Origin of the sequence: Paraburkholderia sp. OAS925 (assembly GCF_040543975.1) — a bacterium.
GTDB classification, from domain to species: Bacteria; Pseudomonadota; Gammaproteobacteria; order Burkholderiales; family Burkholderiaceae; genus Paraburkholderia; species Paraburkholderia graminis.
This window is the reverse complement of sequence record NZ_JBEUNO010000002.1, coordinates 2,098,107-2,119,811: the sequence shown is the minus strand read 5'-3', so window position 1 is coordinate 2,119,811 and position 21,705 is coordinate 2,098,107. Positions and strand designations below refer to the sequence as shown.

At 60.1% G+C, this 21,705-nt stretch carries 20 protein-coding genes; 11 read left to right on the top strand and 9 right to left on the bottom strand.

Going from position 1 to position 21,705, the window contains the following annotated elements; genetic code table 11:
* The first annotated feature begins 49 nt into the window (after positions 1-49).
* Together ABIE53_RS28305 and ABIE53_RS28300 are read left to right on the top strand one after the other, a co-directional pair.
* Complete coding sequence (locus ABIE53_RS28305; RefSeq protein ID WP_006046803.1) at positions 50-1,642, top strand: DHA2 family efflux MFS transporter permease subunit; 1,593 nt, start codon at positions 50-52, stop codon at positions 1,640-1,642.
* 92 nt (positions 1,643-1,734) lie between these two features.
* Positions 1,735-2,649 carry a glutaminase gene (locus ABIE53_RS28300; RefSeq protein ID WP_192699061.1) on the top strand — a complete coding sequence of 305 codons (915 nt, stop codon included), beginning with the start codon at positions 1,735-1,737 and terminating at the stop codon, positions 2,647-2,649.
* 143 nt (positions 2,650-2,792) lie between these two features.
* Here ABIE53_RS28300 and ABIE53_RS28295 read toward each other — a convergent pair whose 3' ends face one another.
* A complete protein-coding gene (locus ABIE53_RS28295; protein WP_192699062.1) occupies positions 2,793-3,674 on the bottom strand; it encodes an NmrA family NAD(P)-binding protein in 882 nt (293 codons plus the stop codon).
* Positions 3,675-3,970: 296 nt separating this feature from the next.
* On the opposite strand from ABIE53_RS28295, the gene glmS reads away from it, so the two are divergent.
* The 7 genes from glmS (at position 3,971) to ABIE53_RS28260 (ending at position 12,377) form a co-directional block, all read left to right on the top strand.
* Entirely contained in the window at positions 3,971-5,809 is a 1,839-nt protein-coding gene (gene glmS / locus ABIE53_RS28290; protein WP_192699063.1) for a glutamine--fructose-6-phosphate transaminase (isomerizing), read from the top strand.
* A 133-nt stretch (positions 5,810-5,942) separates the two neighbouring features.
* Positions 5,943-7,475 carry a N,N-dimethylformamidase beta subunit family domain-containing protein gene (locus ABIE53_RS28285; protein WP_192699064.1) on the top strand — a complete coding sequence of 511 codons (1,533 nt, stop codon included), beginning with the start codon at positions 5,943-5,945 and terminating at the stop codon, positions 7,473-7,475.
* A 478-nt stretch (positions 7,476-7,953) separates the two neighbouring features.
* Positions 7,954-8,691 carry an AraC family transcriptional regulator gene (locus ABIE53_RS28280; RefSeq protein WP_192699065.1) on the top strand — a complete coding sequence of 246 codons (738 nt, stop codon included), beginning with the start codon at positions 7,954-7,956 and terminating at the stop codon, positions 8,689-8,691.
* Between the two features lie 12 nt (positions 8,692-8,703).
* Complete coding sequence (locus ABIE53_RS28275; RefSeq protein WP_029965746.1) at positions 8,704-8,916, top strand: hypothetical protein; 213 nt, start codon at positions 8,704-8,706, stop codon at positions 8,914-8,916.
* Between the two features lie 158 nt (positions 8,917-9,074).
* Positions 9,075-10,028 carry a GlxA family transcriptional regulator gene (locus tag ABIE53_RS28270; RefSeq protein WP_006046796.1) on the top strand — a complete coding sequence of 318 codons (954 nt, stop codon included), beginning with the start codon at positions 9,075-9,077 and terminating at the stop codon, positions 10,026-10,028.
* A 48-nt stretch (positions 10,029-10,076) separates the two neighbouring features.
* Entirely contained in the window at positions 10,077-11,381 is a 1,305-nt protein-coding gene (locus tag ABIE53_RS28265; protein ID WP_006046795.1) for a flippase, read from the top strand.
* 36 nt (positions 11,382-11,417) lie between these two features.
* Positions 11,418-12,377, top strand: a complete 960-nt coding sequence (locus ABIE53_RS28260) for a glycosyltransferase family 2 protein (protein WP_192699066.1) — start codon at positions 11,418-11,420, stop codon at positions 12,375-12,377.
* A gap of 90 nt (positions 12,378-12,467) precedes the next feature.
* On the opposite strand, the gene ABIE53_RS28255 is transcribed toward ABIE53_RS28260, so the two are convergent.
* From ABIE53_RS28255 to ABIE53_RS28235, 5 genes are all read right to left on the bottom strand, one after another.
* Positions 12,468-13,622, bottom strand: coding sequence for a lipase family protein (locus ABIE53_RS28255; protein WP_374710210.1), 1,155 nt, complete (start codon positions 13,620-13,622; stop codon positions 12,468-12,470).
* Entirely contained in the window at positions 13,609-14,163 is a 555-nt protein-coding gene (locus ABIE53_RS28250; protein WP_376916744.1) for an LssY C-terminal domain-containing protein, read from the bottom strand. The genes ABIE53_RS28255 and ABIE53_RS28250 overlap by 14 nt, the downstream gene beginning before the upstream one ends.
* Entirely contained in the window at positions 14,111-14,863 is a 753-nt protein-coding gene (locus ABIE53_RS28245) for a hypothetical protein (protein ID WP_376916463.1), read from the bottom strand. Before ABIE53_RS28245 ends, ABIE53_RS28250 begins: the two co-directional genes overlap by 53 nt.
* Positions 14,860-16,149: an LssY C-terminal domain-containing protein gene (locus tag ABIE53_RS28240; protein ID WP_192699068.1), complete on the bottom strand. Its 1,290-nt coding sequence runs from the start codon at positions 16,147-16,149 to the stop codon at positions 14,860-14,862. Before ABIE53_RS28240 ends, ABIE53_RS28245 begins: the two co-directional genes overlap by 4 nt.
* Before the next feature lie 97 nt (positions 16,150-16,246).
* A complete protein-coding gene (locus tag ABIE53_RS28235) occupies positions 16,247-16,594 on the bottom strand; it encodes a hypothetical protein (RefSeq protein ID WP_107707407.1) in 348 nt (115 codons plus the stop codon).
* A 554-nt stretch (positions 16,595-17,148) separates the two neighbouring features.
* Between ABIE53_RS28235 and ABIE53_RS28230 the strand changes: the two genes are divergently transcribed.
* Entirely contained in the window at positions 17,149-17,502 is a 354-nt protein-coding gene (locus ABIE53_RS28230; protein WP_192699069.1) for a BON domain-containing protein, read from the top strand.
* A gap of 38 nt (positions 17,503-17,540) precedes the next feature.
* Here the strand turns inward: ABIE53_RS28230 and ABIE53_RS28225 are convergent, their stop codons facing one another.
* The 3 genes from ABIE53_RS28225 to ABIE53_RS28215 form a co-directional block, all read right to left on the bottom strand.
* Positions 17,541-18,374 carry a class II glutamine amidotransferase gene (locus ABIE53_RS28225; RefSeq protein WP_006046788.1) on the bottom strand — a complete coding sequence of 278 codons (834 nt, stop codon included), beginning with the start codon at positions 18,372-18,374 and terminating at the stop codon, positions 17,541-17,543.
* A gap of 139 nt (positions 18,375-18,513) precedes the next feature.
* The gene (locus ABIE53_RS28220) at positions 18,514-18,879 is read right to left on the bottom strand and encodes a DUF2964 family protein (RefSeq protein WP_307259017.1); all 366 of its coding nucleotides are present in this window, start codon (positions 18,877-18,879) and stop codon (positions 18,514-18,516) included.
* A gap of 21 nt (positions 18,880-18,900) precedes the next feature.
* Positions 18,901-19,920 (bottom strand): hypothetical protein, encoded by a 1,020-nt coding sequence (locus tag ABIE53_RS28215; RefSeq protein WP_006046786.1) that lies wholly within the window; start codon positions 19,918-19,920, stop codon positions 18,901-18,903.
* Positions 19,921-20,280: 360 nt separating this feature from the next.
* On the opposite strand from ABIE53_RS28215, the gene ABIE53_RS28210 reads away from it, so the two are divergent.
* Positions 20,281-21,696, top strand: a complete 1,416-nt coding sequence (locus ABIE53_RS28210) for a DUF3300 domain-containing protein (protein ID WP_192699443.1) — start codon at positions 20,281-20,283, stop codon at positions 21,694-21,696.
* The last annotated feature ends 9 nt before the right edge of the window (positions 21,697-21,705 follow it).

Genomic DNA, 21,705 nt, shown 5'->3' with positions numbered 1-21,705 from the left:
ACGCAAAGCCGAGCGCGAGGTCCGCGGCATATCGATCCGGGAGAATGTTTTGAGCCAATCCACGTCTGCGGAGTCGCCCGCGCCCGCGCCCACGTCCGCGCCGCCCGCGCCTCCGCCGCCGCTGAAAGGCGGCCAACTGGTGCTGGCGACCATCGCGGTCGCGCTTGCCACCTTCATGAACGTGCTCGACACGTCGATTGCGAACGTCGCGATTCCGACCATTTCGGGCAACCTGGGCGTGTCCGTCGACGAAGGCACGTGGGTCATCACCGTGTTTGCCGCGGCGAATGCCGTGTCAATTCCGCTCACCGGCTGGCTCACGCAGCGCATCGGCCAGGTGAAACTGTTTGTCGGCGCGATCCTGATGTTCGTGATCGCGTCCTGGCTGTGCGGCATTGCGCCGACGCTGCCGATCCTGCTGCTCGCGCGGGTCTTTCAGGGCGCGGTGGCGGGCCCGCTGATTCCGCTGTCGCAAGCCATTCTGCTCGGCTCGTATCCGAAGGAAAAAGCGTCGACCGCACTCTCGTTATGGGCGATGACCGCCACCGTCGGTCCGATCGCGGGTCCTGCGCTCGGCGGCTGGATCACGGACAGCTATAGCTGGTCGTGGATCTTCTATATCAACATTCCCGTTGGACTATTCGCAGCCGGCGTCACGTGGATGATCTATCGCACTCGCGAATCGCCCACGCGCAAACCGCCTATCGACGTGGTCGGCCTCGGGCTGCTGATTACCTGGGTCGCGTCGCTGCAGATCATGCTCGACAAAGGCAAGGATCTCGACTGGTTCGCGTCGCCCGTCATCGTGATTCTCGGGCTGACCGCGCTCGTCAGTTTCGCGTTCTTTCTCGTGTGGGAATTGACGGAAGAAAATCCAATCATCGATTTACGGCTCTTTCGCGAGCGCAACTTTCTTGGCGGCACGATTGCCATTTCCGTCGCCTATGGCGTGTTCTTCGGCAACCTCGTGCTATTGCCGCAATGGATGCAGGAGTACCTCAACTACCGTTCCGTCGACGCTGGCCTCGTCACCGCGCCGCTCGGCATATTCGCCGTGATTCTCGCGCCGGTGATGGGCCGCGTGCTGCCGCGCTCGGACGCCCGCATCATTTCGACGATGGCGTTTGTCGGCTTCGCAATCGTCTTCTATATGCGCTCGAAATACGTGATCGAAATCGACACCTGGCATCTCGTGATACCCACGTTATTGCAGGGTATTCCGATGGCATTGTTCTTCGTGCCGCTGACGTCGATCATTCTGTCCGGACAGCCGCCCAACAAGATTCCTGCGGCGGCCGGCCTGTCGAATTTCGTGCGCGTGTTTTGCGGCGCGGTGGGCACCTCCGTCGCGGGCAATGCCTGGAACAATCGCACGGTACTGCATCATGAACGGCTCACCGAACGCGCTTCCGTCGACAACCCGTTGTTCAATCAACAGATCGATTCGACGCAATCGCTGCTGCATCTGAATACGCAATCGGCGCACGCGCTATTCGATTTCACCGTGAATACGCAGGCCGCGATGATGGGCCTGAACGACATCTTCTTTGTATCGGCGGTCATCTTTATTCTGATCATTCCGCTGATATGGATTACGCGGCCCGCCAAAGGCGGCGGCGGGGATGCAGCCGGCGCGCATTGACCGTATCACGCGTATCGCACGTATCGCAGAGCGCAATCGAACCGTTCGCGGATGCTTGCCAGTAGAATCGCGGCTCCACCGGATTGAGCCTCATGAACTACGCATCCATTCTCGAGCAGATTCATCGCGACTTGCGGCCTTATCTCGGCACGGGCAAAGTTGCGGATTACATTCCGCAACTGGCTAAAGTCCCCGCCGAGAGCTTCGGCATGGCAATCGTCACGGCGTCGGGCGAAGTATTCCGCACCGGCGAAGCGGACACGCGCTTTTCCATTCAGAGCATTTCGAAGCTATTCGCCTGCACAATGGCGTTCCGTCTGCTCGGCGACGCGCTATGGCAACGCGTGGGCCGCGAGCCGTCGGGCAATGCTTTCAATTCATTGGTCCAACTCGAGGCGGAGCACGGCAAGCCGCGCAATCCGTTTATCAATGCGGGAGCGCTGATCGTCACCGATGTACTGTGCCGGCGTTTCGTGCAAGCCGAAACCGCACTCGTCGAATTCATGCGGCGCGTAACGGGCGAGACGAGCATCGACTACGATTCGCGCGTCGCTCAATCGGAATTGCAGCACGCTCACCGCAATCGCGCGATGGCGCATTTCATGGCGAGCTTCGGCAACATGGAGATGCCGCCGGAAGTCGTGGTGGACGCGTATTGCCGCCAATGCGCAATCTCCATGAGTTGCGTCGAATTGGCAAAAGCCGCGCTCTTTCTCACCAATCACGGCGTTGTGCCTTCCACCGGCGAGCGGATTCTCGACACGAGTTCCGCGAAACGTCTTTCGGCACTCATGCTGACTTGCGGCACTTACGACGCCGCGGGCGACTTCGTGTACCGCGTCGGCTTGCCCGCTAAAAGCGGCGTGGGCGGTGGGATCGTCGCGGTGCTGCCCGGAGAAATTGCGGTATGCGTATGGTCGCCGGGACTCGACGCAAACGGCAATTCATTAGCCGGTGTACTCGCGCTCGAATGGTTGACGACGCATACAGGCAAGTCGATCTTTTAAGCGCGAATGAGCGGCGGCGTACAGACATCAACGATGAATAACGAGTAAGCGAATAGCGCGGTGCCCGGTTTGTTTTTAAACGCAAGCGTTGCGTCGCGCTATTCGTTATTTGCTTTTCGTCTGTAGTTCGCAGCTTAGGGTAATTATCGAGCGCCGCGCCTCACGAGTTCGGCCAGTACTGTCCGATAAGCGGTCTCGCCGATCACATGCTCGTTCGCGCCGCCCTCGAAGTCGATCCATCCGGAGTTAAAGCCGTCGAGCATTTCAATGCGCGGCGTCGGCCACGCCGTGCCTTGCGACTGGAACCGCGCTTCCCATTCGGCGCGCGGCACCGCCTGAGCCTTCACGTCGCGCTCCAGTACACTGCCCAGCAACGCCGCGATCTCATGCTGCGTGTAACGCTGCGGCCCTTCTATTTCGATGACGCGCCGCCCCTGCCACGTCTGCGTGAGCGTATCGGCAATCACGCGGCCGATGTCCGCCGTCGCGACCATCGGATAAGCGCGCTCGAGTGGCCGCAAAAAGCCCGGCATGACGCCCGTATCGCGCGCCGGTGCAATGTCCCATAGCGAGTTCTCCATGAACCACGCGGGCCGCATGATCGCAGTGGGTATGTGCAAAGCGGGCAGTTCCGCCAGTGCCTGCTCCAGAATGTGCACTTGAGCAATGAGCCCGAGGCCGGATTCACGGTGCCCGCCAACCGACGACAATGCCGCCACCCGCTCCGGCCGCGCATCGACTAGCGCTTTTTTCAGCACTGCAACTGCCCGATGTGCGTTCGGATAGCCGGGCTGCGGCGCGAAATTCGGCGCGAGCATTACGAACACGCCTGCGGTTCCGCGAAATGCTGCGGCGAGCGCGTCGGCGTCTTCGAATGATGCAATGGCTATTTCGGCACCGCGCTCACGCCACTGCGCGGCCTTCGTCCCGTCGCGCAATACCGCACGCACCTCATGTCCCGCAGCCAGTAAAGCGCGCGCCGCCGCGCCGCCCACCTGCCCTGTCACACCGGTAATGGCATACATATCGATCGCTCCTTGAATGGTTAATGCGGTAGTGCGACGCATTCTCGCTGTTTAACCGTCATTTCACGAGAGCATGAATGTCATTTGTCTAATGACGAACCGGCATGCATATGTTTCAGGAATGTTGCGCGCGAAACCAACGTGCTCGTTACTTGCTCGTTAAGCGGACAACCGTTCAACGTTTCGCGCCGCGCTCGACTCGCGCCGCCTCGCGATGTCTATGCTTGGTTGCAATGCAACAGATCGAACAGCGCCAGTACTTTCGTATGAATCGCTGCGGAATCAGGAGACCTTCCATGTGCGGAATCGTAGGAGCAGTGGATCGCCGCGATGTCACTTCCACGTTGACCGAGGGCTTGCGGCGACTCGAGTATCGCGGCTACGACTCGTGCGGAATCGCGGTTCTTCAGCAAGGCGCACTGCGTCGAGTGCGCAGCGTCGCGCGCGTCGCGAGTCTCGCGGCAGAAGTTGCCGAAGCTAACCTGTCGGGAATGATCGGTATCGCACATACACGTTGGGCGACTCATGGAGCGCCTGTCACGAGGAATGCCCATCCGATCTTTTCCAGCGGCGAAATCGCCATCGTGCATAACGGCATCATTGAAAACCACGAGGCGTTACGAGAAGAACTGGGAGTACTCGGCTACGTGTTTGAGTCGGACACCGATACGGAAGTTGTCGCGCATCTGATTCATCATGCGTGGAAAAAGCAAGGCGGAGAACATGAAGGCGATCTGCTTTCTGCCGTGCGCCATGCGCTCGAACGGCTTCACGGCGCTTACGCAATTGCCGTATTCGCGAGTAGCGATCCGGGCCGGGTGATCGGTGCACGGGCCGGTTCTCCGCTCGTCGTCGGCCTGGGAGAGCAAGGCAACTATCTCGCGTCCGACGTCATGGCGCTTGCCGGGACGGTGGAGAACTTCATTTATCTGGAAGAAGGCGATATAGCGGAATTGACACTGGACGGTGTACGGGTCGTCGATCGCGCCGGCCATGCGGTGCAGCGCGAAACCAAATTGCAGCGATCGAGCATGAGCGCAGTGGAACTCGGCCCGTATCGGCATTACATGCACAAAGAGATCTTCGAGCAGCCAAGTGTCATTGCAGACGCAATTGAAAACGTTCACACCATTACCGCCGACCTATTCGGCGCGGGGGCGCGGCACGCGTTTCGCGAAATCGACTCGCTTCTGATAGTGGCGTGCGGCACGAGTTATTACGCGGGCATGACAGCGAAGTACTGGTTCGAATCGCTCGCCAAAGTACCGGCGCAAGTGGAAGTCGCGAGCGAATACCGGTATCGCAGCAGTGTGGCGAGTCCCAATACGCTGGTCGTGGTCGTATCGCAATCGGGCGAAACCGCCGATACGCTCGCCGCGCTCAAGCACGCTCAATCTCAGGGCCATCGGCACACGTTGGCTATTTGCAATGTCGCAAGCAGCACGATGATGCGGCAGGCGCAGTTCCAGCATTTGACTAGCGCGGGACCGGAAATCGGCGTTGCGTCGACAAAAGCCTTCACAACGCAGCTAGTTGCGCTGTTCCTGCTCGCATTGACGCTCAGCAAACAGCGCGGGCGCCTTCCGGCCGCGCAAGAAGCGGCGTTTCTCGATCAACTGCATCGCTTGCCGGCGAAACTGAACAGCGTGCTCGCGCTGGAAACACAAATCGTCGCGTGGGCAGAAGCGTTCGCGCGTACAGAACATGCACTCTTTCTCGGCCGCGGCCTGCATTATCCGATCGCGCTGGAAGGCGCATTGAAGCTGAAAGAGATCTCGTACGTGCACGCGGAAGCCTATCCCGCAGGCGAATTGAAACATGGGCCACTTGCACTGGTGACGAGCCAGATGCCGGTCGTCACGGTGGCGCCCAACGACGCGCTGCTCGACAAGCTGAAATCGAATATGCAGGAAGTCAGGGCACGCAGCGGCCAATTGTATGTATTCGCCGATGCGGATTCACGAATTGCGAGTGGCGATGGACTTCGCTTGATCCGCATGCCCGAGCACTACGGCAGCCTGTCGCCGATCCTGCATGTCGTGCCGCTGCAACTGCTTGCGTATCACACCGCATGCGCACGCGGAACCGACGTCGACAAGCCGCGAAATCTCGCGAAGTCCGTCACTGTCGAATGAGGCATAGCGCACAGACGCACTGCGCGCATGGGTGTACAAGCAAACGGTTGCGCGGACATAAACCGCGCGCCGCAATGTAATCGGAACTCATTGGCGGGCCACTGCCTCGCTTATTCGCGCAAGGAAAGCGAACATGCAGATCTATCCGATTCATCCGAGCTTTACTGCGGGAGCCAGCTTTGAACTCGCGGTGCAGCCCGGCAGGCGCTTTAGCATCGCCATTTATCAGCAGCAGGACGACGACTCGCTCACGAGCCTGTGCGGCGTGGTGGTTACAGGTAAGAACAATGTGACCGCCAATCTGCTGGACGGCAAATACGTATTCCAATCTACAGGCAATAGCGCGGCAAAGCGCTTCGACGAGGATTGGAATTGGCCGACAATCGACATTCGCCCGAACGTCGCGAACTTGCACAGCGGCGCCTATGTGGCGATCGCCTATGAAGTCGACGCCGCAGGAAAGCCGACCCAGGAACTCGGGCGCGCGTGCGCCGCGCATCGGCCGATCTTCGCAGCACGGCCCGACAGCGACAGCATGGCGCTTGTGATCGCGCGCCCACGCACGCCCACCGCCACGCTCGCGTACATCATTCCGACGGCCACCTACCACGCCTATAACTCCACGGGTGGCGGAAGCTTCTACGACGACCGCATTCACCGTTATCGCGCCGCAAACAAAGTGAGCTTGCTTCGCCCCGGCGGCGGCCTCGGCGCACGGCTCGGCGAACCGGACGACCCCTACGACACACGCTCAACCCGTCAGCAATTCGCTCACTGGGACGCGAAGTTTATCCGGTGGCTGCGCAACGAAGGCATTGCCTGCGACTTTTATACGGATCTCGACTTGCACAGCGCCACTGCGCTAGACCTTACGCGCTACCGCTGCATGCTGAGCGTCGGTCATCACGAGTACTGGAGCGAGGAAATGCGCGCACATGTCGCGTATTTCGTCACGCAGGGCGGAAACGTCGCTGTTTTCAGCGGCAATACGTGTTATCGGCCTGTGAGGTTTATCGGCGCTGAACCGGGTCAACTCAGCGAGATGCGCAAGCTTGCGGACAACTGGGATGTACTCAAGGAACAGATCGATCTTGATCCGCGCGTAAGCGGCAATGAAAGCCATTTGATTGGACTGACCTATAAGCACGGCGGCGGCCACTGGGGCACGTGGTCGCGGTGGCGTCGCCGCTGGGTGAAGTGCGAGCGTCAGGCAATTGGCTTTACCGTCAAACGGCCGGACCATTGGGTATTTGCAGGAACTCAACTGCAACAAGGTGAAAGCTTTGGCGCAGAAGATCGGCTCGTCGGCTATGAAGCGGACGGCATCCCGCCGGACTGGCCCGACGATGCAATCGAAAGGCTTGCGGTTACCGAACGGCTCACAGGATGGGAAATGGGCGGTGCTGGCGCGATCGGCTTATTTCGTCCACTGCTGCGAGACGGCCGCCGCAGTGCGGGAGAAGTCTTTAATGTGGGTACGACAGACTGGGCTCGTGTGCTGACGGACAGCACGGCGCAGAGCCATGACGTCGTGCAGCAGATCACCCGCAACGTGATTCGCCAATATACCGGCGCGCAGGAGATAAACCCATCACAGCAGAAGCGTCCGCTGCACGAAGCGGCCGATGCAGGCGGCGAAGCCGCGTTGCAAACCGACGCGGGTTGAGCGCAATGATGGTCATGAACGCAGTGACCGTTGCGCACACGATGTTGTCCGCTCGTGACGCGCTTGAGTCGATGCTTCAAGCGTGTGAACAAACGCTTTCTACGGTATTTAGCAGCGCTTCTCAGAACTTTCGAAACGGGCTTCATTACGCGTTTTTCTTGCCACATTTCTTATCGGTTTAACGCCTTTGACACAGTACTCGAACCGGCGGTTGAACCGTCCGGCGCCCGCGCTCGTTCGTCGCGCGGCACGCCATCGAGCACCTCTACGTTGTCAGCCAAGGTTGGCCGGTGGAGGCTGAATTTAGGTGAGCACGCAACCAGCCTTACAGCGTATCCTTCCATTCAAATCCCAAACGAAGAAAGATTGCGTAAGCATCGTCTTCTCCAACGCTTCTTCGCTCGCGCCCAACACAAGCACTGTCATACCTGAGCGGCATTACCAATAACTCGTTAGACCTTGAACACCAGGAGACAGCATGAATAAAATCGGCCCCGCTAGTTGCCTCCTGCCGACTGACAAAGCGGCACAAGTACTTCGTCTAATTAATACGAATGCACATATCGACATCGTTTCAAGCCGCGATCTTCAATCCGGCGAAAACGAAATGCATCTCGATCAATCGGCTACTGCAAACGCGATGTCTATTCCTCGCGCGCCCGAGCACGCCGATAAGATGCAAATGCTGATTGCGCCGGATACGGATGCAACTCTCGCCTCTATCGTAAGGTCCAATTTGAATTGTCAAGATTTAATTGCGCCGGTATGGATCCTGGACCACACAGTTCAGGGCGCCGTGATTGCACGCGCCGCCGAAATACGCATCAGCTTCTTTCCGCAGGCAGATGATGCAAGCGGCGCAACGTCCGTTAAGCCGAAGCGCGAAGACGAGAAGATTCACGCGCTCGCGCAGTGGCTCACTGAAAACTGCGAGCACGACATTTCGATTGCCGAAGTCGCTCAGCGCGCCGCGATCAGCGAACGAACCTTCTTGCGCCGGTTCCGGCAACAGATCGGCACGCCGCCTTCCGAATACCTGTTGAGGGCTCGGCTCGACCGGTCGCGCAGGCTGCTAGCCGACTCCGATCTTCCGGTCGACAAGATCGCTCGGCGCAGCGGCATGGGCAACGGGTCGCAACTCGCGAAGCTCTTTCGCAAGCGCTTCGGAGTCTCGCCAACGGAGTTTCGGCGCCGCGCCCGCACGGGTTCCGCCTAAGCGAGTGCGACCATGGAAGAAGGCCGGCCGCGGGGTCACTGGCGAGACCAGCCCTTGGCTTCGCGTGCCGAAAGGTTTGCGTTCACCGTGATATTGACTGGCTTTGCAACGGTTTATGTCGTGGCGGTGATTGTCGTTTTTCTGGTGGTGGCGATTGTATTGATTCCGGTGCGGATTTTCTGCTCCATTGCCGACGCTATCCGGGCCGCAAAGCGGCGCGGATAACCGCGGCTTCAGAAGATCCGCGCATTGGCGAGGCGCGACAAGCAATTGGCGGCTGCGCCGCCGATTAGCGGACTTTTACCGAATCCGCGCTCACTACAATTCAGGCTGTTGCCAGACTTTTAGTGCATTTGATAAATATATTGGGAGCCCTAATCGTGATGGATCTCGTTGAACTCTCCAGGCCGCACGTCGATGAGAAGCCCGACTGTCTGGAACCGCCGAGGCACATTGGCCTTCTCGTGTCGCAGAACTTCTTCACGGCAAGTACTGGCGCGATTGGCGATGCTTTTCGCCTTGCGAACATGGCGCAACTGCATCGTGGCGAAGACCCGCCGTACCGGCTTACGGTATTGTCAGAAGAAGGCGGCGTCGTCACGAGTTCGTGCGGCATTTCGATCTTCACGGAACAACTGAGCCGTTACAGCGTGGGCGATTTTCACGCGTTCTTCGTGGCGTGCCGCGACACGGCGGCGCCAACGGAACCGAATGACCGGCTGCATTCGTGGATCACGCGTCACGGCGCAATGGCATCGCTTCGCATCACGCAAGGGTCGAAGCTCGCAGTGGTTTACAAAAACGCTTCACGGCTGGCAGTACCCGTCTTTCTATTCGACGATGACTTCGTGGCGTCCCGCATCAACGGCGCAACGCCCGCCGAGCTGGCGCTTTCGCAGATCGAGCGCGACCTCGGTCCGCAGATCGCCAGAAAGGTCGCGCTTGAACTGCAGACGAATGCGATCAAGCACACAAGGCCACGCGAAGGCGACGCCAAATCGCTCACCACCGCAAGCAAGGTTCGCGAGTCGGCCCGCTGGATCCAGGAGAACTACAGCAAGCCGATTTCCGTTGCGCAGGCAGCCGAATCCGCGGCAATGAGCAAGCGCAATTTCCGGCGCCGTTTCAAGCAGGAGTTCGGTATGACGCCGCTGGAGTACCTGCTGCGCACGCGCTTCGACGTGGTCCGGACAATGCTGAGTTCCACCAATATCCCGGTTGGGAAAATTGCGCGGCGGTGCGGAATGGGCGACGGTAATCGTCTGGGCCGTCTCTTCAAGGAGAGGTACGGCATGTCGCCCACCGAATTCCGTGCACAGCGGCATTTGAGCCTGTAGAGCGGCTTGACGCATGAGGAAAGCCACTATTGCACCAGGCGTATTTTTATGACGACTCCGATTCGCAACACGCTGTTCTATCTGATTCTGATTCAGGGCGGCAATTACATCGTACCGTTGCTGATGTTGCCGTACCTGGGTCATGTACTCGGTGCAAGAGAGTTCGGGGTGTTGGCCTATTGTCAGGCTGTCGCGCAATACATGGTGCTGCTGACCGACTATGGCTTCAACTTCACCGCAACACGACTCGTATCGGTCAAACGCGGCGACGCTCACGGGCTCGCCGAGGTCTATACGAGTACATCGGCCGCGCGGCTCGTACTGGTTGCAGCGGCGCTGCTTCTGATCGTAGCGGGCATTGCATTCGTGCCGGATCTGCGAGATCACGCCGATGTACTGGGCGCGCTATTTCTCGGCATCGTCGCCAACGCGGTTACGCCGGTATGGCTGTTTCAGGGTCTGGAACGTATGCGCGCGTTGGTGTTGCCGACGTTTGTTTCGCGGCTTCTCGGTCTCGCCTTCGTCTATCTTGCAGTGAAAGGTCCGGGCGATGCCGCGCTTGCCGCTTTGGGCGTCAGTCTCGGCAATGTACTGCTCGCCATTTGTGCGCTGTGGATTCTTCATCGCAACAGGCTGGTGAAACTCGTCGGCATATCCACGAGAAAGATTGTCGACGCGCTGAAAGACGGCTTTCCGTTGTTCCTCTCTTTTGTATTGATCAGCTTCTATGTGAACTTCAACTCGATTCTGCTGAACTACTTCCACGGACCGGAAGTGGTCGGTCAGTTCGCGATGGCGGACAAGATTCGCGTGGCCGCGCAGGCCATGTTCATGGTGATCAGTCAGGCTTTCTATCCGCGCATCAGTCAATACCACGCGACCGATCCGCAAGCCGCGCAGCGCCTGATGCGAATGGCGATGCTCGCCGTGTTCTCGACATCGATCAGCCTTTTTGTCGGCATCGAATTGCTCGCGGCGTGGGGTATCGAAACATGGGTTGGGCCGCAGTTTCATGCGTCCATTCCTCTCCTGAGACTCGAAGCCGTCTTGCCGCCCATCATCAGCGTCGCTGTCGTATTCGGCGATCTCGGGTTGCTCGCTCAAGGCCGCGCGCGTTCGCTCACGAATGTGTTTCTCGGCGCGACGGTTCTGCATCTTCTCTATGTGGTTCCGCTCACCCGCTACGGCGGCGCGAAAGGAACGATCGTCGCCGTAATCCTGACCGAGGTGGTCGGCGCGGTGGCCTTCATGTGGCTGTATTTCCGCGGCGTTGCACCTGCCTCGCGAGGCGCGGCGCTCATGCCGGTTGCGTCCGGGGCGCGTCAGGAAGCGCGCGGCGCGGATGCCGGTTGAGTTGCGGTTCTGCTTATCAAACAATCGAGGTGCCTTATGCCCGCTTTTTCCATCATCGTGCCGGCCTACAACGTTGAGCACTATCTCGACGAAGCGCTCGCGAGCGTTGTGGCCCAGTCCTTCACGGACTTCGAGCTGATCCTTGTCGACGACGGCTCCACGGACGGCACCGCCGCGATTGCACAGCGCTATTGCGACAGCGACTCGCGCTTTCGCTACGTCTATCAGCCGAATCGCGGGCAATCCGCGGCACGCAATCTCGGCACTTCGCTGACCACGGGCACGTATGTGTACTACATGGACAGCGACGACCTGATCGACATCGACACGTTGAGCGTCTGCCACCGCGAATTCAGCAATCCCGAGATCGACGCGGTGATGTTCGAAGCCGCAGTATTCCCGAACGATGCGCCGATGTACAAGCAGGAAGTCAACGGCTACCGCCGGCCGCTCGGAAGCGCGACGTTGTGGTCGGAAGAGTTCGTCGTCGAATCGTTGCGGCAAGGGCGCTATTTTGTTTCGCCGTGCTGCTTTATCACGCGACGTTCGGCCATCGGCAATCTGCGTTTCATAGAAGGCATCGTGTATGAGGACAATCACTTCTTCGCTGCGTTGTTGCTACAGCAACGACTTAAGCTGGCAGTGCTGAACCAGGCGCTCTTTAAAAGAAGATTGCGCATGGATTCGACGATGTTCACGACGAAGACGCTGCACCACTACAACAGCATGTACCGGTTGCTTCACGAGGTGTCGGCGCTGTCTTTCATTGCGCTCGATCCACCGGAGCGCGCGCGCATCAAGCAGGAGATCATCGGCAAGACGCTCGGCGATCTGCATTTTGCAAGCGCGCTGGTCGGCCCCGATCTGAAGCTGCGCAGCATGAACGTGGCGGCGACATGGTATGTGGCCACGCATATCTCGCCGCGGCTTTTTTCGGCGAAGCGTCTGTTGCTCGCGCTCGTGCCGGAACTGTATCGGTTGAAGCCGGAAGTTTGAGTTGCTTTAAAGCTGAGTCGCTTTTAGAGCGCGGCTCCGCTACTTTGCTGCGCCGCGCGCTAATAGCGGTACTGCATAAAGGCACTGCCTTCACATTCCGGAAGTTGCCATATCCTCTTCCACGAAACGCAGAATCGCCTCTGTCAGTGCCTCGCGAGGGTAGGCATTTTGCGTGACGAACAACGATGCGATCGTCGTGTGCGTTCGAGAGACAGGCACGGCCAGTGCCCAATGATCCGCATTGACGTAACCCATCAAGACGCTGCCGGGCACGACCTGATCGTAGAAGATCACCTGGCTGTCGTTGCGGGCGTCGACTCGTGAGAGTTTTTCGTAGCTCGATTCGAGTATCGACGAAATGCGCTCCGGCTGCGGAAAGGTCACGAGCGAGTAGTAGCGCAGATCGCGCGGAAGCGGATGGTTGGCCATCCACGCCCTGCGCGTGACGGGCCGCAGGCTTTGCACAGCGCCGCCGTCTCCCGAGTGGCAAGCCGCGCCCGGAAAGTGCCGCAGCATGTCCGCCTGGTATTGCTCGGCGTCGTTGGCAAGCGGCGATCCGCCAACCGCCCCCGCCGCGCTGACGACAGCCGCCACGCGGCTGCGAATCTCCGGATACGCGACGACGGCCTCGAGAATATCGGCCGCGCCCTTCGAGTAGCCGATCAGCACCAGTTGCGCTGCGCCTTCGGACATCGGCATGGCCATCACGGCGTCGCGGATCTGGCGTGCATTGTTCGCCGAGCCCGACAGCCCGTCCACGTTCAGCATGATCCCGTCGTAACCGGATTGCCGCAGGTTTTGAACGACGGTGTTCGGAGGATTCAGCCACGGCCTGAAGCAGTCGTACCCGATGCCGGGCACCACTGCCGCGATGAGGTGGCGTCCCGATCGCCCGAGATCGACGGGCGCACCTGTACCGGCAGGCTCGGCGCCCACGCGTGTGAGTGCGTCTTCGCAAGGACGGTAGTCAGGCAGCGCTGAGCCGTGCGCTTCGAGCACCGCACAGTAGATCTCGCGAAAGCGGGCCCGCTTGTCTTGCACGCCGGCCTGCGATGCCTCCACGAGAGCGAGGGGCGGCGTCTCCGTCGAGTAGGGAATGAGCGGCTTCGTTGCGCATGCAGCGAGCGCGAGAATGGCCGCTAGCGCCGCGCCGTGGATGCAGTGCCTGCTCCATGCCCGCCGATGCACAACGCGCCGGCGCACGGCGCCGCTTCGCTGCTGACGGAGCGCCTTACTTACCTGCATCGCCACTCTCCCGGTTCGTGGAAGACTCGCGCTGCTCGAGGTATGGCACCCACTGGAGCAATTCCACGTTCGCAAAACTGAGCGGACGAGTGGCAAAGAACATCACGGCGCGTAGTCCGTCGGTGTGATACGGCGCGCCGTTCAGCGTTGTCCGCGGGTGTGCCTGTGGCGATGGACCGACGCCGTACACAAAACCGAGCTTGTCGAGACCGCCCGAATACATCATGTCCTGGATGAGAAAGTTCCTGGCCTCGTCGACGTCATCATGAAGCGTGTCATCCGCCGTATCGTGATGCGCGAAGCGGCCCCCGACAGGACGTCCGGCTTGCGCGACATACACCGGGTCGCCGTTAAAGCGAATGGGCGTGAGCCACGCACGCAATGACGTCGACAACGCACCCGCCTGGGCCTGCTTGCGCAGCACGACGTCGGGCGTGCGTCCAAATAGCCACTGCGAATAGTCGCTCTTTCGCATCTCCCGGCGATAGCTACGGCGTACCATCGCGGCGCCGATGTCTCCCAGTTTGCCGATCACGATCACATTCAAAGGATCGCCTTCGGTCTCGCCATTCTCGCTCGTCGCGCAGCGCGGCATCCGTTCGAGCGCGGCCCGCAGCGACGCGAGGTCGTGGTAGTCGGTCAAAGCCGCCTGCTGGTACTGGAATGGAGTGAAGCGCGAAACGCGGGTCGGCGGCATCGTCCGGTACGGGTAGAAACAGCGAGAAAGGAATCAGTGTTCTGCTTGCGAAAAGATCGATGTTGACGAGCTTGATCTGCCGGTCCGGGTTGGCGAATAGAAAGCCGCTGCGCGTTTCTCCAGCCGGGACAGGATTTTTGAATCCGAGCTTGTTCAGGTGGCTGTCGATGTCCGCGTTCGTCGCGCCGCCGAGAAGCGTGTGCATCGACCATGCGACTTCGAGTGGCGAAAAGTAGTCCGGGTCGGTTCCGGAGTGCAGCAACCATAATGCTTGCGGTGTATGGTTCTCGACTTCGATCCAGAGCGGCTGAATGTTGCTGCTGCCAATGTCGGCGCCGATCATGCGCCTGCTGTCGTCGGCGCCTAGAACGGCTACGCTGACGCGCGCGCCTTGCCTCGTGTCGCTCACCGCACGCTGACGCAGCGGCGCGTCGTCGGGGCTGACGGGCGCGGTCCAGGTCGCACAGCCGCCACAAACGAATAGAAGCACAACGCTGCCGGCAACGCGCGTCAACGCACGCCAAAGCGTTGACCATTCGTTCATTGATCTGCTCCCGCGGGCACGGCGTTGAACTTTGCAACCGACTCCCATGGAAAAAATTCGATACCCGAGAGCGAGGTGGGCTGCCGGTCGAATACAAGGACCTGGCGAAGGCCGTCGGTGTAGTACGGGTCCGTAGTCAGATTCTGGCCCGGTGCGCTTTGCGAAGCTGCGCCGACTCCTTTCACGAAGCCGATCTTCTGCAGGTTCTGTGAATAGGCCATGTCCTCGGTCAGCGCAGTACGTGCTTCGTCGACATCGGGATCGATCTTGTGCGTCGTCAGCGTGGGTGAGTGAAATGTCAGACGCACGCCGATATCCCGGCTGATCTGACCGACCCACACGGGCTTGCCACGGTAGCGCATCGGGCTGAGCCACAGCCGCAAGTGATTGCGCTGGTGGATGGTGTCGCGCGCCTTCTGCAATGCGAGGTCCTGCGCCCGCCCGAACAGATAGAGATCGCTCACGGGTGCATTGACATAGCGCTCGCCGGAAAATGCGGACGTGACGGTCTTCATGATCGAGCCGGACCATTTCTGTTCGGTCGGACTCCAGCCTCGTCTAACGAGTGCGGGAAATGCGTCGTCGAGACCGCCCACGATGACGAGATTGAGCGGGTCGCCATTCTTCGCGCCGTCCTCGCTGGTTGCGCAGCAGGGAAGCGATTCGAGCGCGGCGCGCAATGCGCCGTCGTCGGTGTAGTCCACGATCCTCCCCGGCGGATAGACCTCACGGCGAAACACCGCGCTAACGTGGTAATCCGCGTAAAAGCCGGGCACCACCATGAGGAAGGAAAATGTTTGCGCCCGACCGCTTGCGACAAGATCAAGCTGAATGAGCTTGGCGCCCTCGGAGAGATTGGTCAGGATATAACCGGACACAGTGTGGCCCGGCAACACGGGGTTACGGAAGGCGAGTGCGCGAAAGCGTCGCTCGATGTCATCGCCTGCCACTGAGGATTTGCTGCCGGCGAATGCTTCGGCCGCTTCGGAGGCGGGAAAGAAGTTGGGGTCGAGGCCCGGCGACATCAGAAAGTAGCTGGACGTGTCGTCGTTTTGCACCTCGACCCATACGGGCTGAATGCCCTTTTTTGCGAGCGCTACGCCATAAACGCTCTCGCTCTCTTCGGCCGAAAGCACCGAGCCGGAAACACGGAGTCCTCGTTCACTACGCGTGACGGCGCGGCTTTGATAGTCGAGTCCGCCGGCGCCCGGCAACGTAATAGCGCAACCGCATAGCACGAAAGCAACGACAACTGCAGGCAGCAGTCGATTCACGATGTGATCCATCGCGTCACCCATTTGCCGCGACCCGGGGCGGCGTTCCCGTCAGTGAACCGGGGTGAATGCTTCTGGAGGCAGAGTCATTTGAGTACCTGTTCGCCGCCTAAAGGCAGCCTCCTACATCTCCCATCGCATTGCTGCCTCCCCCGCTACCTGCACGGAAGCCGACCGACGTTTTGCTATTACCCGTCCACGATGGCCGCACCACGGCGGCTGCGCCACCCGGAGGCTGCTGACCTGGCACATAGACATCCATGGCCTGGTCGTTCGCCACGATCACCTGCGATATGACTTGTTGTTGCGACCGGTCGGCCCAGTCCTTCGCGATGCATTGCGCGACGACAGGAGCAGACCGTTGGCTTTCTCCGACCGCTTGCGCGCCCGGCGGCATGGGTTGGTTTGCACAGGCTGACACAGCAACGGTCACGAGAAGAAGCGATAACGGTTTCATTTTTCACGTCCGGTTGAATGTTGCTTTTGAAAAGGCGCGTGGATCAACGCCGCGGTGGTCCTCGAGTTACTGTTGACGGGCCGGCTCCAGAGCATGGGCACTGGATACAGTTACCGTCGCGGCGGATTCAGAGGGTGGTGGCAACGCGACCTCGCTACCCGCGATAGAGCCAACGGCAGACGGCGTCACGGCAGCGACGGCGGCAGGCGGTTCCGGTGTACGCGGAGCCGCTATAAGAAAGCCACTCGATGTCAAAAAGATTGCGAGTAACAGGACAAATTCCACGGCCACTCCAGTTCGATATCATTGCAGGCTCGCATGGCACCTGTGAGTACTTGGCAGCTCATCGGTCCATCCGCTCGCTCTTTACAAGCTTAACCAGCCGATATACCAGGCCAATAGGACCTTGGTCCTACACTTCGCGGGGCGGGTTTAAAAACTGGGCCGCGTAGCGCCTTTCAAGCTGCGTAGTTATTTGCAGAATGACATTTGATCGGCGCGCAACGTTGGCTATCTTTGATTCACGAACGTCGGAATCAACAGGAGAGGCAATCATGAAAACACCGCACGCCGTGACTTGTTTTGTCTTCGCGGGATGTGTCGCGTTAATGCCAAACGTCCATGCGCAAACCGCCAACGCCATGCCGGTGGCGTCGAGTCCCGGCGCAGGTTCAGGCAGTGCCACGCAGGCGGACAAGAAGCTGGCCCGCGACGTTCGCAAGGCGTTGTCCAGAGCGCGCAACTTCAACGTATCGAACGTATTCGTCAAGGCGCGTGGCGGTGTCGTGACATTATCCGGAAGCGTGCCGGACGGTCCTCAGATCGAGCAGGCAGCAGAGGTGGCGATGAGCGTGCCGGGTGTAACGTCGGTGAGCAACCATCTCTCGCTTTACACGAAAGGGTATTAACGCTTCGCCGCGGACAAGCGCGGCGCTTGCGACGATCGTCAAGCCGCTCGCGGCTCGAATGCAAACCGCTCGACCTCGCCGCCGCGCGCAACCACCGCCGTGCTCTCCGGAATCTCCTGCCACCAGCCCGGCAAATCGGCGAGCGGCTCCGACACGACCAGAAACGCGTCCTGCCCGGCCATCGCAATGCGCGGATCGTCGGGATACAACTCGTGCATTTGACGGAACGACGTATTGTGAAACAGCGTGCGGGACTGCCGTTCGCTCGAATAACGCACAGCGATAATCTGCTCGCCGTCGGTTGCACAGACGGTCATGTTCAGCGGCTCTTCAACGCCGTGGCGGCGGCCCGTTTCTTCGACGAACGCGACCATCCTCTCGAGCGCAGTGACGGGCGCGAGTTCCAGACCAAAGGTTAGCGCGAGGAAGAACAGCACTTCCGAGTCGGTCGAGCCCTCGATAGAAGCGAACAGTTCGGGCGCAATCGCGACCATCAGGTCGCGGCGCACGGCCGGATACTTGCGCACTACTCCGTTGTGCGCGAACAGCCAGCGGCCATGACGAAACGGATGACAGTTGGTCTCCTGTGACGGCGTGTCGGTCGCGGCCCGGATGTGCGCCATGAACATCGGCGCGTGGATTGCCCGCGCCGCTTCGCGCAGGTTGCGGTCGCTCCATGCCGGCTGAATGCAGCGGTAGCGAAACGGAATGTCGGTCGGATGGCCGTACCAGCCGATCCCGAAACCGTCGCCATTGGTGGTCGTGTGGCCGAGACGCGAATGAAGGCTTTGATCGATCAGCGAATGCTTCGCGTTGAAAAGCACGGTTTCAAGCTGAAGGGGATTGCCGGAATAAGCGAGCCAGCGGCACATGAGATGTCTCCGTGTATCGGATACGCGTTGATTCCGCCAGCCAGTTGCAGCGGAGCGCTATCCAGAACGTCATCAAGAAGGGAAAGAACACACCGCCCGCGCCACTCGGGTGAGAAGCTGGTCCGCAGCACGCACAGTGCTATCGTGAGACCGGCTTCTTTTTGCTGGAGAGGCCTGGAACGGATATCAGGTTGAGCGCAATCACCGCGATCGCGATACCCAGAAAAACCGCGAGTACGCCATAGCGGAATTCGGGTTGGCGGTCGTACAGCAAGCCAGTGATGGTCGCATAGAGACCAGCCAGCCAGATAGCGACGCCGACCAATGCGATCGCAACCCGTCTTTCCGATTTTTTCATCACGACCTCGGCAATCAGCGCTGGTTCTCTAAACATATTAGTGCGGCGGAGCCATGTTTTCCAGAACTGGTCGTATACGTGCCGAAGAAAACCAGCGCCGTTCAACGCGAGGGCCGTGCAGCGGTGGCAGGAAGACACGAGTCGCATTCTTCTCGCCGCCCCGCTGCGTTAAAAACTCACAGCGAAGCCGATCGAAACGCCGTGCACGTTGTGCCCGAAAACATATCTTGCGATCAACCGTGTGCGGGTAATGACAACGGGATACCTGCTGCTATCGAGTTCAAGTCCCACACCCAATGACGTCAGGTCGTTGAATCCGAGCACGCCTGCGCTGTCCCCGAAATAGTGCGAATAAGCGGTTTCGAGCACGTAGCGCACGGGCCGGTCCAGTGCGTGCCAACCGGTAGGCGCGCGCCAGCGGGCCCACAGGCTGAACTGCTGCGCGGTCGCCGAACCCTGCACCGCCTCGGACGAGCCACCGAAACTGCGAAGGTAGATATCGGTCGCACGCAGTTCGACGTCGATTTCATAGTTCTCCCGATAGTGCTCGTAATCGAGCATGAGCGAGCCGCCATAGCCGTATGCGTCGAGTGAGCCGTTGTCGAGAAACTGCAGATTGCTGTCCGTGACGCGATTGATAACCGTCTGCCCTACCCTCAGATCGCTCGAAACGCGCCCAATGGTGCCGTTCAGTATCGGCCGAAAAACCAGCTCGTCTGTGATGTGGAAGTCCCACCCGATGCCCGCCGTCGTGCTGAACGTGTTCCAGCGCGTCGGCAACGGCCGCTGTTGCGCGCCATCCGTGGCGACAAATGTCGGATCGTAGCGGCTATACGCCAGCGTGCCTTCCAGATACAACGGAAATGACTTGCTGAGCGTGAAGCCACCGCCCAGTTGTGTCTGGCCGAATCCGGGATTGCCAGTGGTGCCGCTATTGATCGAAAGCGAACTGGTGGTCACATCGGGTACTGTTGTGTAGCTCATGACGGCGAGTACCGCATCTGCGTGCCGTTTCACGTTACCGCCTACAACGGCGCGGCTCGACAGCGCATCCGGCGCGACCTGCGCGCGGGACTGCAAGGAGATCACAATCAGGACGATACCCGCGCACGTTATCGCCCTACTGTTCGCACGGTGGCGGCGCGCGCGCAACTGGTTTGAAGCCGACTTCATGGCTGTGCTGCGCATACGCACTCCAGTTCGTATCGGCACCTCTCGGGCCGGCGGTACATTTCAGACATCGTCATGAAAAATCCGCCAATCGCCCGTGAAGCCATTCGATGAATGAACGGCGACCGTGTCACGCTCTCGCAATTGCCCCGAGCGCCGCATCGATTAACGAAGCGTAGCGGCTCGCGGTGAATAAAACTTCGCGATCTGCCGCATGAAATCGGCAAATGATGTCGGCATTAAGGTTCCAACATCCCGGGGATGTTCTAAGATTGTATTAAGCACTATTTCGTGTTCAGCATAGTATCTGCAATTCACCGTCGTTCACAACCGGCCCGATTATTTCGGACACCTTCTTACCATCCCGAAGGAGCGGCCATGTTCCTGTGGAATCAACGATGGAGCACGGCGCTATGCCGGTGGTCACTGGTCGCCCTGACCGTCGCCATGACGACAGGTATCGCGCATGCGCAAAACGACGCTGCACCGCCAACGCAGCCCTTCAAGCCCGAAGAAATAGAGGCGCTGGTCGCGCCGATCGCTCTCTATCCGGACTCGGTGCTGTCGCAGGTGCTCATGGCCTCGACGTATCCGCTCGAGATCGTGCACGCGGCGCGCTGGGTCAAATCCAATCCGAAAGTCAAGGGCGACGCCGCCGTGAAAGCCGTCGAGAATCAGCCGTGGGATGTCAGCGTTAAATCGATGGTTGCCTTCCCGCAAATTCTCGAGCCGATGAACGACAAGCTCGACTGGACGCAGAAACTCGGCGACGCATTCCTGGCACAGCAAAAAGATGTACTTGATGCCGTTCAGAGACTCCGCGCCCGCGCCAAGGAATCGGGCAACCTGAAGTCGAACGAACAGCAGAACGTCGTGGTGGAGCAGGCGCCCGCCGGTGGGCAAACCATTGTCAAAATCGAGCCTTCGAACCCGCAGGTCATTTACGTACCCGCGTATAACCCGACTGTGGTCTACGGCTCGTGGAGCTACCCGACTTATCCGCCGACCTACTGGCCGCCCTACCCAGCCTACTACCCGGGCGGCGCGCTGATGACGGGCTTCGCATGGGGCGTCGGGCTGGCGGCCGCCGGTGCGATCTTCGGGAACTGCAACTGGGGAGGCGGCGACGTCAACATCAACGTCAACAAGGCCGCCAACATCGACCGCAACTTCGATCGCACCAAGGTCCAGGGCGGCGGACGCTGGCAGCACGACGGCAGCCATCGTCAGGGCGTCGCGTATCGCGACAATGCCACTCGCGACAAGTATTCGCGCAACGTCGGTGGGGCCGAGGGGCGTAACGACTTTCGCGGCCGCGACTCCGGCAACGGCGCACGTGCCAATACTGCCGACCGTGCGAACGCCGGCGATCGAGGCCGAACCGGCGACCGCACGAACGCAGGTAATCGTGATTCGGCAGCGGACAGATCGAATGCGGGTAATCGTGATTCGGTGGCGGACAGGTCGAACGCGGGCAATCGCGGAGGAACAGCTGACAGGTCGAACGCAGGCGATCGCGGCGGCGTCTCGAACCGCCCGAGCACCGGTGAAGTGTCCCGCGCCAGCGACCGCGCAGGCGGCGCAGGCGGCGGCGTAGGCGCAGGCAGCGCAGGCGGTGCTGCCGGCGGAGGGCGCGACAATGCCTTCCAGGGCGTAGGCGCGGGCGGCGCAACTCAGCGCAGCGCCGATCGCGGGCGTTCCAGCATGCAAAGCTCGAACTTCAGCCGCCCAAGCGGCGGAGGCGGAGGCGGAGGTGGCATGCGCGCGGGCGGTGGGCGCGGTGGAAGACGTTAGGGAGACCAC

Bases quoted from the DNA above. Each gene is read 5' to 3' on its own strand.
- ABIE53_RS28295 (WP_192699062.1), bottom strand. From the start codon at position 3,674: ATGTATGCCATTACCGGTGTGACAGGGCAGGTGGGCGGCGCGGCGGCG.
- ABIE53_RS28260 (WP_192699066.1), top strand. From the start codon at position 11,418: ATGCCCGCTTTTTCCATCATCGTGCCGGCCTACAACGTTGAGCACTAT.
- ABIE53_RS28230 (WP_192699069.1), top strand. From the start codon at position 17,149: ATGAAAACACCGCACGCCGTGACTTGTTTTGTCTTCGCGGGATGTGTC.
- ABIE53_RS28270 (WP_006046796.1), top strand. From the start codon at position 9,075: ATGGATCTCGTTGAACTCTCCAGGCCGCACGTCGATGAGAAGCCCGAC.
- ABIE53_RS28265 (WP_006046795.1), top strand. From the start codon at position 10,077: ATGACGACTCCGATTCGCAACACGCTGTTCTATCTGATTCTGATTCAG.
- ABIE53_RS28240 (WP_192699068.1), bottom strand. From the start codon at position 16,149: ATGGATCACATCGTGAATCGACTGCTGCCTGCAGTTGTCGTTGCTTTC.
- ABIE53_RS28245 (WP_376916463.1), bottom strand. From the start codon at position 14,863: ATGAACGAATGGTCAACGCTTTGGCGTGCGTTGACGCGCGTTGCCGGC.
- ABIE53_RS28235 (WP_107707407.1), bottom strand. From the start codon at position 16,594: ATGAAACCGTTATCGCTTCTTCTCGTGACCGTTGCTGTGTCAGCCTGT.
- ABIE53_RS28275 (WP_029965746.1), top strand. From the start codon at position 8,704: ATGGAAGAAGGCCGGCCGCGGGGTCACTGGCGAGACCAGCCCTTGGCT.
- ABIE53_RS28225 (WP_006046788.1), bottom strand. From the start codon at position 18,374: ATGTGCCGCTGGCTCGCTTATTCCGGCAATCCCCTTCAGCTTGAAACC.
- ABIE53_RS28300 (WP_192699061.1), top strand. From the start codon at position 1,735: ATGAACTACGCATCCATTCTCGAGCAGATTCATCGCGACTTGCGGCCT.
- ABIE53_RS28285 (WP_192699064.1), top strand. From the start codon at position 5,943: ATGCAGATCTATCCGATTCATCCGAGCTTTACTGCGGGAGCCAGCTTT.
- ABIE53_RS28210 (WP_192699443.1), top strand. From the start codon at position 20,281: ATGTTCCTGTGGAATCAACGATGGAGCACGGCGCTATGCCGGTGGTCA.
- ABIE53_RS28215 (WP_006046786.1), bottom strand. From the start codon at position 19,920: ATGCGCAGCACAGCCATGAAGTCGGCTTCAAACCAGTTGCGCGCGCGC.
- ABIE53_RS28220 (WP_307259017.1), bottom strand. From the start codon at position 18,879: ATGCGACTCGTGTCTTCCTGCCACCGCTGCACGGCCCTCGCGTTGAAC.
- glmS (WP_192699063.1), top strand. From the start codon at position 3,971: ATGTGCGGAATCGTAGGAGCAGTGGATCGCCGCGATGTCACTTCCACG.
- ABIE53_RS28280 (WP_192699065.1), top strand. From the start codon at position 7,954: ATGAATAAAATCGGCCCCGCTAGTTGCCTCCTGCCGACTGACAAAGCG.
- ABIE53_RS28255 (WP_374710210.1), bottom strand. From the start codon at position 13,622: ATGCAGGTAAGTAAGGCGCTCCGTCAGCAGCGAAGCGGCGCCGTGCGC.